Below are 11,523 nucleotides of genomic sequence, written 5' to 3'. Positions count from 1 at the left end.
TGAATAAATATGGAAATGTTGCAAGAGAAATTTATAAGTCGGAAAATCAAAATCAAATAATAAAGGAATTTAACAAATTAAAGCAAGGCTTTATAGAATTACTACCTGAAGATAATCAAAAATTTATATCTAATTTTGTTCAAATAAATTATTCGTCAAAAACAAATGGTATGGATAACATTCAAAAGAGAAAAAATTCCATAACTAAGTATGCTATCTACAAAATGGAAGAGAAATTATCTGAAGATAACGGTACAAATTTTGATACTATATCAGCAACTATTGAACACATCATTCCAGAGTCAAGTGAAGATGATAAAAAATCTATTTTAAATATTGGAAATCTATTAATTTTAGAAAAAAACTTAAATGAAGAATGTGAAAACTATAAGTTTAGTAAAAAGAAATCTGTTTACAAAAAATCAAATTATCATTTTGTAAAAGATTTTATGAATAAATATTCTAGCAATAAAGCCATTTCTATTGAAGAAAGATCAAGAGATATTGGAACACAGCTTTATGGTCTTATTACTAAAAATTGGTAAACATAGATAGAAATCAACTAGGTAAATCTCTTTTCTAAGTTTAGAACTGAGATTGATTAAAAATCTAAAAACGAAACATAATCAGTTATTTTCCAATGCCTAAAGAACTTGAACTATATGAATTAAACTCTTTTGGATGAAATAACAATAGAATAAGAAAATCAGGAATAGAGTTAATAAGTTAAAAAGCCCTAGAAATGTTGATTTCTAGGACTTTTTTCAATTTTGAAATTCGATGGTTTCAAGGTTGTAGGAATCCCTCCCCCCCTACTCCTCTTTTTAAATCTCTGAAACCATGCTATAATATAATAAGTATAGCTCCAATAACCTGACTATAAAAGTCAACGATAAAGATTTCTTACATCATCCGTAAGTGTTATTCTACTCTGATTCATACTATAATGAAAGTAACAAAAGATGGAGGTGTCTCACATGGAAACAATTTTACGAGTAAAATCATTAAAAAAGCATTATGGAAAAGAGCCGAATATCACCAAGGCCTTGAACGGCATATCTTTTAAAGTTGTCAAAGGCGAGTTCTTAGGAATTATGGGGAGCAGTGGATCTGGGAAAACAACCCTTCTTAACTGTCTCGCCACTATCATCAAGCCAACTGACGGCTCCATTCAAATGCAAGAAAAGGATTTAGGTCAGTTAAAAGGTAGTCAGTTAGCTGATTATCGTGGCAAGGAAATAGGCTACCTCTTTCAGAATTTTGAGCTTTTGGACAATCTGACAGCCAAAGAAAATATTTTACTTCCCTTGTCTTTGCACAAGGTCGATGCTAACGAAAGCAAGGTTCAGTTAGAATTGCTTTCCCAATATCTAGATATTTCTGAACTTCTGGATAAGTTCCCATCTCAATTATCGGGTGGTCAACGGCAAAGGGTAGCTGCTGCGCGTGCTTTGATTTTAGACCCTAAGATTGTATTTGCGGATGAGCCCACAGGGGCTTTGGATTCAAAAAATGCGACCATTTTGATGCAAAAATTATCCGAAATGAATCAAGTGGAAGAAACCACCATTCTCATGGTGACCCACGATTCTGTCGCTGCCAGCTTTTGCAACCGCATCTTGTTCATCCAAGACGGAAAACTATTCCATGAAATCCGACGCGATTATCCAAGAGAAAGTCAGGAAGATTTTTACCACAGAATACTAAAGGTCATGGCTGCACTGGCTGGAGGTGATGGCAATGTTTTCTAAATTAGTTTCAAGAAATAGCAAGAGAGATCGAAAGAATAATGGCTTGTACTTCAGTTCCATGGTTCTTTCTATTATTTCCTTTTACATCATCCTTTCTTTGTCCCATCAAGATGTGATGGTATTTCTAAAACAAATAGAGAGTCATGCTGTAGATAAACTCTTTAACATGATTCCCATTCTTTATGTTGCAACGCTCTTTATTCTCTTTTTTCTAGTCTACTTCGCAAGCAGTATGCAGATGGAAAGAAGAAAACATGAATTTGGTGTCTATCTCACATTAGGCATGCGAAGAAGCAAACTGTTCTTGCTACTCCTGCTCGAGGATTTGAGAAACAGTGTCCTTGCCCTTGGAATAGGCCTTCCTATTTCTATCTTGATTTCAGAACTGATCAGCCTAATAACCGCTAAAATTGTGGGACTAGGGATTATTGAGCATCAATTTTCTCTATCTACCACAGCTCTACTCTATACAGTCATCGGATTCCTAGCCGTAAAATTAGCTGTTTTTGTCCTTTTAAGTGCAAAGACGGCCAATAAGGAAATCGGAAACCTGCTTGCCTATTCACCCTCTGGAATGAAGAAACTACTCCCCAAGGGTGTGTACCTTCTTGCTTCTGTCCTCGGAATTTTGCTTCTAGGAACAGCCTATTACATGGGTATGAGTGGACGAGCTTGGAAAAGTGTCATAACCATGGGCATCACTGTTTTCTTGGGGACTCTAGGAACTATCCTCCTCTTCTTTGGTATGCGTTTATTTATAGACTTTTTGGTCAAGCTTGGAAACAATCGAAAACTTCATGCCTATAATTTTAGACAGATTCAGGAATTAGTTATCCAGCGCTCAACTATACTGGCCATCTGCTCCCTCTTAATCTTTTCTGCCTTGTGCCTCTTTGGAGCAGGTGTGGCCATTGCAAGTGGCAATTCAGGCAATCAAACCCACGTATTGGATTATACATTTAGAGATAGCAAGCAGGAAACAGATGAAAATCTTGATGTAAATACAGTAAAAAAAGAGCTTGAAGCTGCTGGACTAGCATCACAGTTTTCAAAGATTCTGCAAATTAAAGTGGGCATGCCTAAAGAACACGAGTCCGTGTCCTTCGAAGAGGTCATCAAGGAGTTGAAAAAGCAAAAAGACAGCAAGAACAAGGAAATTTTGCTCCATAAATTTAAACAGTCTACTACTTCCCACCTCATACCAGTTTCCGAATACAATGAACTTAGAAAGGCTGCCAATCTCCCTCCTCTAGAATTAACTAGCAAGGAAGCCTACTTGTATATGGGGAAAGATTTTTTCCCGGATGAAAGTCTCGTCAACTCTGTTCTTAAGATAAAGCCTCAAATCAAAGTCATGGGAAATGATGTAAAATTGATTGGAGAGGTGGAGTCTTTACCGATTGTAACGGATCGTGAGATCACCCTCTCTGTTGCCCTCATAGTCCCAGATGAGACCTTTATGAGCTATACAGACGGTCACTATTCGAACTATGTCAGCGGTATCTTGGCTCCTGAGCTAGTCAAGGAAAAAGGTCTGATGAGAGCTATCTCAGATACGAATGAAAAGCTAAATCAAACCTCTCTTGGCTATGAAAGCTATATACAAAATATGGGAAGACAATTATTTTACATTATCTCTGCCAGCTATATCACTATCTATCTGGCTATCATCTTCCTTGTTGTGGCAAATACAATCATTGGCGTTCAGTTTTTGATGGGACAAAGACAATCCTACAGACGATACCAAACCTTGATCCATCTCGGAGCCAACTACGAAACTCTTTGTAAATCTTCAGAAAAGCAAATCAATTGGTATTTCGGTCTGCCAATAGCCCTTGCACTTATCAGTAGTAGCTTCGGAGTGGGCTCCCTCCTCACAGGAATAGTACCAGCTAGTGCAAGAATGGTCATGGGGCAAAAATTTATCACAGCCATGCTGATAGTACTGCTCTTGGCTGGATTTGAAGTCATCTATATCAGAATTGTAAAGAAGAATAGCAACAAGTACTTACTGTCCTTAATGGAACCCAAAAGAGATGAATAAGGTAGAATAAAATAGGAAAAGGAGGAACCGATATGAAGCATATTCTGGTCATTGAAGATGAAGCCTTGATTCGAGATGAAATTGTTATTTTGTTAGAGAAAAAGGGTTATCAAGTTGATAAGTTGACTGACTTCAAAGATACAAGCCAGCAAGTACTGCAATACGATACGGATCTAATCATACTGGATTTGAATTTGCCTGGAGAAACAGGTTTTCAAATTTGTAAAAATCTCAAGTCAAAACGCTCTATGCCCATATTGGTTCTCACTTCCCGTGAACAATTAAAAGATGAGATCTACGCCCTGAAATTAGGGGCAGACGAGTATTTAACAAAACCTTTCAAAAAAGAAAGATTCTTGGCTCGTATAGAAAATATCTTGAAACGCTATGAAGGTAGACAAAATTTGCTTGAAAAAGATAATTTCCTGCTGGATAGAAATACCTATACCCTTTATATCAACGGACATTCGATTTTACTCCCTCAAAATCAAGGGAAATTGTTAGAAACCTTATTAGTGGCAACTGATTCTGTCGTCACAAAAGAAGAATTGAGCATGAAACTGTGGAATACAACTGAGTTCATCGATGAGAATGCCCTTCAAGTAAATATTGCAAGGCTGAAAAAAGTGATGAAGCAGGCTGGCATTGCCCTTCAAGTCAAATCCGTCAGAGGTATTGGTTACAAGCTAGAAGAGGTAAGCCCAGATGAAACATAATCTAAAATATCTAGCTACTTATCTGCCTTGGTTACTTGTTCTCTTAGCATTTGATCTATTTACAGCTGTCCTGCTTTGGCTTTCAGATGTGAGAATGTTTCAAGCCCTCATCCTTCTCTATATTTTAGCCACCGTCCTGCTCTTTTTCATCCTATCATTCCTACTGATAAGAAAAGAAAGAAAAAAATCCGCTGCCTATAAAGCCTTCATAGCCAATCCTAAGATCGATACTGAGCTTGAATTATTGCATTTATCAAGTGCCTCAGAGAAAGAAAGCATTGAACAAATGGCAGATACACTTTATCAAAAGCAGGCTGAAATAGGAAAACTCAACTCATTACTAGCCGAGTACGAGGACTATGTTGAAAAATGGGCGCATGAGATTAAACTCCCTCTATCGCTTCTTTCTCTCCTTTTGGACAATCAAAGCGACCAGTTGCCTGAGGGTACAGCTTTTAAGTTGGACTATGTAAAAAATCAAATACAAGAAAATGTATCACAGATCCTATTCTATTATAGGGTGAAAAGTGAGAAAAATGATTTTCTATTTGAAGACCTTGACCTAAAAGAGTGTATCCAAGATCTTTTGGAAAATTTTGATCCCTTACTCAAAGAAAAGAATTTTACGATTCAGCTAGAAAATATACAAGGAACCTGCTACACCGATCAACGCAGTTTTGAATTTATCCTCTCTCAAATTCTAACCAATTCCATTAAATATAGCTCCGACAAGCCTGAACTCAATATTTATATATCAAAAGACAAGGGACGTACAAGTCTGATTATTAGGGATAATGGCTGCGGAGTTAAAGCTTGTGACTTCCCTCATATATTTGAGAAAGGTTTTACAGGTGATTCAGGAGAGACAAGAAAAAAATCAACAGGCATGGGCCTCTATCTGGTCAAACAATTAGCAGATGCTTTAAAAATCGAAATCACAGTAAAATCCGAATGGATGCAAGGCTTTGAAATCTCTCTTTCTATTTAGTCATTTTTCGATTAAGAAAATTGCCTAATCATAGGAAGCACATATTTTATACCAAAAAGGAAAGCACTTCTGCTTTCCTTTTTTATTTGCGTTTTTTCTTCGCTTTTTTCATTTTGTTGGCCATGCGTTTCATGGACTGTTTCATGGCAAATTCACCGATTTTACCTTTGAGTCCGCCACCAAACATCTGACTCATATCTGGCATTCCTGCTCCTCCGAGAGCTGACATATCTGGCACGCCACCTTGTCCCATCATGCCTTCAAGGGCAGACATATCCATTCCTCCCATATTTGGCATATTTTTAGGGAGGTTATTGGGATTGATTCCCATCTGCTTCATCATCTTATTCATATCCCCAGACATGACACCTTGCATGAGCTGTTTAGCCTGGTTAAAGTCTTTGATGAATTTATTCACTTCGATAAAAGTATTTCCAGATCCAGCAGCAATACGACGACGACGGCTTGGATTTAACAAATCAGGATTTTCACGTTCTTCAGGTGTCATCGACGACACAATGGCACGTTTGCGCGCAATCTGGCGCTCATCCACCTTCATATTTTGAAGGGCAGGGTTGTTAGCCATACCTGGAATCATCTTGAGCAAGTCTTCCATTGGCCCCATGTTTTGCACCTGATCTAATTGATCGATGAAATCATTGAAATCAAAGGTGTTTTCACGCATCTTCTCAGCCATTTCAAGGGCTTTTTGCTCATCGTATTCTTGAGAAGCTTTCTCAATCAAGGTCAGCATATCCCCCATACCAAGGATACGGCTAGACATACGGTCTGGGTGGAAGGTTTCGATATCTGTAATCTTTTCACCTGTACCAGTGAACTTGATTGGTTTACCAGTGATGTGACGAACAGATAGAGCCGCACCACCACGAGTGTCCCCATCAATCTTGGTAAGGATGACACCAGTTACTTCTAACTGATCATTAAACTCACGGGCAACATTAGCCGCTTCCTGACCAATCATGGCATCAACTACGAGCAGAATTTCGTTTGGTTGAGCCAACGCTTTTACGTCACGAAGCTCATTCATCAAGAGTTCGTCAATCTGCAATCGCCCTGCCGTATCAATCAAGACATAGTCATTGTGATTGGCTTGCGCTTGCTCCAAACCTTGACGAACAATCTCAACCGCTGGAACTTCTGTTCCAAGAGCGAAAACAGGTACATCTATCTGCTGTCCAAGTGTTTTCAACTGATCAATGGCAGCTGGACGATAGATATCCGCCGCAATCATCAATGGACGGGCATTTTCTTCCTTCTTGAGTTTGTTAGCCAATTTACCGGCAAAGGTTGTTTTACCAGCCCCTTGCAAACCGACCATCATGATAATGGTTGGAATTTTTGGTGACTTAATAATTTCTGCCGTATCAGAACCTAAAACAGCTGTCAGTTCCTCATCAACGATTTTGATAATCTGTTGGGCAGGATTGAGGGTGTCAATGACCTCGTGTCCGACTGCACGTTCACGAACCTTCTTGATAAAGTCTTTTACAACAGGCAAGGCAACGTCGGCTTCAAGCAAGGCCAAGCGAATCTCTTTGGTTGCTTCTTGGACATCAGCCTCAGAGATTTTTCCTTTTTTACGTAGATTTTTAAAAACGTTCTGCAAACGTTCTGTTAAACTTTCAAATGCCATTTTTCTTCCTCTTATTCTCTATTATCGATGTTTGTTAAAACTTCTATCTGCTCCTGCAGAAAGTCATCCTTGGGATAACGCTCCAAGATTTGATCAAAAATCTGACTACGAACAATATAGTCTGAGTACATGTGCAATTTCATCTCATAATCTTCTAGAATCTTTTCTGTCCGCTTGATATTATCATAAACAGCCTGACGACTGACACCGAACTCTTCAGCTATCTCAGCAAGACTGTAATCATCTGCATAATAAAGCTCAATATAGTTCATCTGCTTGTCTGTCAAAAGCGCAGCATAAAATTCAAAGAGCGCATTCATTCGATTGGTTTTTTCGATTTCCATAACCTTTATTATACCAAAAAATCTATCATATCGCTATACTAGAAGGCCTTCTAAAATAATTCGAACACAAAAAAGAACCTTGCAAAGCAAGATTCTTTTAGTGTCTGACTTAAATAATTGTTCTTCTGGGAACTTAATCGAATTAAGCTTCGATCTCTGTAACCATACCTGAACCAACAGTACGTCCACCCTCACGGATAGAGAATGTAGTACCTTGTTCTACGGCGATTGGGTGGATCAACTCAACGTCGATAGTCACGTTATCACCAGGCATTACCATTTCAGTACCTGCTGGAAGTTCGATTGAACCTGTAACGTCAGTAGTACGGAAGTAGAATTGTGGACGGTAGTTGTTGAAGAATGGAGTGTGACGTCCACCTTCTTCTTTAGTAAGGATGTAGACTTCACCTTTAAATTTAGTGTGTGGGTTGATTGAACCTGGTTTAGCAATAACTTGTCCACGTTCGATTTCGTCACGTTGAACACCACGAAGAAGGACACCTACGTTGTCTCCTGCAAGACCTTCGTCAAGTTGTTTACGGAACATTTCAACACCAGTAACAACTGCTTTTTGAGTTTCTTCTTTGATACCAACGATTTCGATTTCGTCGTTGACACGAACAGTACCACGGTCGATACGTCCTGAAGCAACTGTACCACGTCCAGTGATTGAGAATACGTCTTCGACTGGAAGAAGCAATGGTTTGTCTGTGTCACGTTCTGGTTCTGGGATGTACTCATCAACAGTGTTCATCAATTCCATGATGATGTCTTCGTACTTAGAGTCACCTTCAAGAGCTTTAAGAGCTGAACCTTGGATAACTGGAAGATCGTCACCTGGGAAGTCGTATTCTGACAAGAGGTCACGGATTTCCATTTCAACCAATTCAAGCAATTCTTCGTCGTCTACCAAGTCAATTTTGTTCATGAAGACGATAAGGTGTTTAACACCAACCTGACGTGAAAGAAGGATGTGCTCACGAGTTTGTGGCATTGGTCCGTCAGTTGAAGCTACTACAAGGATAGCTCCGTCCATTTGAGCGGCACCAGTGATCATGTTTTTAACGTAGTCCGCGTGTCCTGGAGCGTCGATGTGAGCGTAGTGACGTTTTTCAGTTTCGTACTCAACGTGCGCAGTGTTGATAGTGATACCGCGTTCGCGTTCTTCTGGAGCAGCATCGATAGACGCATAGTCTTTAGGTTGGTTAACTGCTGAAGGCAAGCGACGTGCCAAAACAGTTGTGATAGCTGCAGTTAGGGTAGTTTTACCGTGGTCAACGTGTCCGATAGTACCAATGTTAACGTGTGGTTTACTACGATCGTATTTTTCTTTTGCCATTTGAGTAAAAGCCTCCAATAAAATATATTTTATAGATAGACAGTAGGCAATACAGTCTAACTTTCCTTACTATTTTATCAAATTTCAGCTAAATTGCAAGTGTTTTACACATATTTTGTGAATTAATCTGAATCTTAGGAGATACTGCTCTTCTACTTCTTTACAGTAACATCATTTCAAGTTTGTTTCCATTTTGACGGTGCTGTTTTCATCAAAAAATCAGGTTTCCCTGATTTTAATTTGATTCTATTTTTTCCAGTTCCTTAGCTTCTTTATGGTTTTCATATAATTTAGCTAAAAACTTAGTGATTTCTTTGAGGATTGAGTAAGTCGGTACCGCTACAATCATTCCAATGACACCGTAGATATTACTTGACAATAAGAGGAGCACTAAAATCGTAATCGGATGTACTTTCATTACACCACCTACAATTCGTGGATAAAGGATATTCCCATCAATTTGTTGAATAACAAGCATATAGACAACAGCAATTAGCATACGATGAGGATCTGTAAACACATTTGCAATGATCATCGGAATCAAACCGATACTTGGCCCAACATATGGAATCAAATTCGCAATTCCAGAGAAAATGGCAAAAACAAGGGCATACTTTAATCCGATAACACTATAACCAATATAAGCTAAACATCCAATAATAACCGCATCAATCGCAATTCCACTGATATAGCGCGCTATGGTTGTATTGAGATTGGTTAAAAGGCTAGAAAGATTCAATTTGTCATGTTTTAAGACGGTACGTTCCAACATTGGTAGCAACTTATGACCATCTAACAAGAAATAAATCAAGAATACAGGGGTCATAATCAGAATCAAAACAGTACTAAACAAGGCTGAAAGAACGCTGCCTAAACTATTGCTCACACTGTTGAGAATATTTTGTAAAATATCAACGTAAGATAAATTTAACTGTTGAATGGTTTTTTGAATATCAATATTTTGAAAGATTGGATTCATTGATAAATCATATATCAAATCTTGCAAGCGGCTATAGATATTCTGGCTAGAAATAATCAAGCTTGTCAACTGATTAATCAAAATCGGTAGCAAGTAGACTACCCCTACTACTATTGTACCAATCAAGGCACAAAGAGTGATGAGCACACCTATCAAACGATTGACTTTACATTTCTTTTCTAAAAATGTTACGATGGGATTTGTCAGGTAATAGAAAAATCCTCCGAGCAAAAATGGAATCATAATGGTATTAGCTACCATCACAAAAGGTGTGACAATCGCTCCCATCTCTCTCCAAAGGTAGAAAATAAGAGTTAATAGTAAAATTTCAGCTGTCCAAAAAAATAACTTGTTTCTACGGAACATAGGCGCCTCCTTCTTTCTATTTTACCATAATTCTTCAAAAAGATAAGATGGCTTTACTATAAAAACGAGAATATTTTTTCGCTTTGTGATAGAATAAAACTACTATGAAGAAAATAATCTTATCCTTACTAACTCTTATCATTTTTGGCACAGCCACTCCTACTGTATCTGCGCAAGATTTTGATGTTGCTGCCAAGCATGCCATTGCTGTCGAAGCTACAACTGGAAAAATCCTCTACGAGAAAGATGCAAATCAACCTGTAGAAATTGCCTCTATCACCAAGATTCTCACTGTCTACCTAGTCTATGAAGCCTTGGAACAAGGGACCATTAGCCTATCTACCCCAGTTGATATCTCTGACTACCCATACCAACTTACAACCAATTCTGAGGCTAGTAATGTTCCTATGGAAGCGCGCAAGTATACAGTGGAGCAATTATTGGAAGCAACTCTAGTATCAAGTGCCAATAGTGCAGCCATTGCTCTTGCTGAAAAGATTGCTGGTTCTGAGAAAGACTTTGTAGACAAAATGAGGGCTAAACTTCTTGAATGGGGAATCCAAGATGCAACTATTGTAAACACTACTGGTTTAAATAATGAGACCCTTGGCGATAATATCTATCCTGGTTCTAAAAAGGATGAGGAAAACAAACTAAGTGCTTACGATGTTGCAATCATCGCTCGAAACCTCATCAGAGATTACCCTCAAGTTTTGGAAATTACCAAAAAACCAACTTCTACTTTTGCTGGACTTGAAATCCACTCAACCAACTATATGTTGGAAGGGATGCCAGCATATCGAGGTGGAGTTGATGGGCTCAAAACTGGTACAACAGACAAGGCAGGAGCTTCTTTCGTTGGAACAACTACCGAAAAAGGTATGCGAATCATCACAGTTGTCTTAAACGCTGACCAGCAAAACAGTAATCCTTACGCTCGCTTTACTGCTACTTCTTCTCTTTTGGACTATATAACATCTAATTATGCTCTCAAAACGATTGTCCAGAAGGGAGAGGCCTACAAAGATAGCAAAGTTTCTGTACTTGATGGGGAGGAAGATACCGTAACTGCTGTTGCTAAATCTGATATCACTGTCATACAACGATTGGGAAGTCGAGCATCATCAAGCCTGCAGTTTACTCCAAAAACCAAGGCCGAGACAGCGCCACTAGAAGCTGAAACTGTTGTTGGGCATCTAACCTATGATGACCAAGATTTGATCGGACAAGGCTACCTCACTTCTGAAAAACCATCTTTTGAAATGGTTTCTGAAAAGAAAGTTGAAAAAGCCTTCTTCTTAAAAGTTTGGTGGAATCAATTCATCCGCTTTATCAATGAAAA

At 38.5% G+C, this 11,523-nt stretch carries 10 protein-coding genes; 6 read left to right on the top strand and 4 right to left on the bottom strand.

The window, feature by feature from the left end:
* The 5 genes from SORDD05_RS01310 to SORDD05_RS01290 all read left to right on the top strand — a co-directional run.
* Nucleotides 1-545: GmrSD restriction endonuclease domain-containing protein (locus SORDD05_RS01310; protein WP_196757190.1), on the top strand; the 545-nt coding region annotated here is incomplete at its 5' end.
* 432 nt (nt 546-977) lie between these two features.
* The gene (locus tag SORDD05_RS01305) at nt 978-1,751 is read left to right on the top strand and encodes an ABC transporter ATP-binding protein (RefSeq protein WP_061416755.1); all 774 of its coding nucleotides are present in this window, start codon (nt 978-980) and stop codon (nt 1,749-1,751) included.
* Complete coding sequence (locus SORDD05_RS01300; protein ID WP_061416754.1) at nt 1,741-3,795, top strand: FtsX-like permease family protein; 2,055 nt, start codon at nt 1,741-1,743, stop codon at nt 3,793-3,795. The genes SORDD05_RS01305 and SORDD05_RS01300 overlap by 11 nt, the downstream gene beginning before the upstream one ends.
* Before the next feature lie 32 nt (nt 3,796-3,827).
* The gene (locus tag SORDD05_RS01295) at nt 3,828-4,511 is read left to right on the top strand and encodes a response regulator transcription factor (protein WP_061416753.1); all 684 of its coding nucleotides are present in this window, start codon (nt 3,828-3,830) and stop codon (nt 4,509-4,511) included.
* Nucleotides 4,501-5,499, top strand: a complete 999-nt coding sequence (locus SORDD05_RS01290; protein ID WP_061416752.1) for a sensor histidine kinase — start codon at nt 4,501-4,503, stop codon at nt 5,497-5,499. The genes SORDD05_RS01295 and SORDD05_RS01290 overlap by 11 nt, the downstream gene beginning before the upstream one ends.
* 82 nt (nt 5,500-5,581) lie before the next feature.
* Here SORDD05_RS01290 and ffh read toward each other — a convergent pair whose 3' ends face one another.
* The 4 genes from ffh to SORDD05_RS01270 form a co-directional block, all read right to left on the bottom strand.
* Nucleotides 5,582-7,153, bottom strand: a complete 1,572-nt coding sequence (gene ffh / locus SORDD05_RS01285) for a signal recognition particle protein (protein ID WP_061416751.1) — start codon at nt 7,151-7,153, stop codon at nt 5,582-5,584.
* Nucleotides 7,154-7,164: 11 nt separating this feature from the next.
* Entirely contained in the window at nt 7,165-7,497 is a 333-nt protein-coding gene (locus SORDD05_RS01280) for a putative DNA-binding protein (protein ID WP_061416750.1), read from the bottom strand.
* 142 nt (nt 7,498-7,639) lie between these two features.
* The gene (gene tuf / locus SORDD05_RS01275; RefSeq protein WP_001040719.1) at nt 7,640-8,836 is read right to left on the bottom strand and encodes an elongation factor Tu; all 1,197 of its coding nucleotides are present in this window, start codon (nt 8,834-8,836) and stop codon (nt 7,640-7,642) included.
* A 235-nt stretch (nt 8,837-9,071) separates the two neighbouring features.
* Nucleotides 9,072-10,181 carry an AI-2E family transporter gene (locus SORDD05_RS01270; protein WP_061416749.1) on the bottom strand — a complete coding sequence of 370 codons (1,110 nt, stop codon included), beginning with the start codon at nt 10,179-10,181 and terminating at the stop codon, nt 9,072-9,074.
* 104 nt (nt 10,182-10,285) lie between these two features.
* On the opposite strand from SORDD05_RS01270, the gene pbp3 reads away from it, so the two are divergent.
* Nucleotides 10,286-11,523: D-alanyl-D-alanine carboxypeptidase PBP3 (gene pbp3, locus SORDD05_RS01265; RefSeq protein WP_061416748.1), on the top strand; the 1,238-nt coding region annotated here is incomplete at its 3' end.

It is taken from the genome of Streptococcus oralis (assembly GCF_001578705.1).
Lineage (GTDB): Bacteria > Bacillota > Bacilli > Lactobacillales > Streptococcaceae > Streptococcus > Streptococcus oralis_J.
The sequence above is the reverse complement of the archived record's forward strand: the minus strand, read 5'-3'. Positions and strand labels throughout refer to the sequence as shown.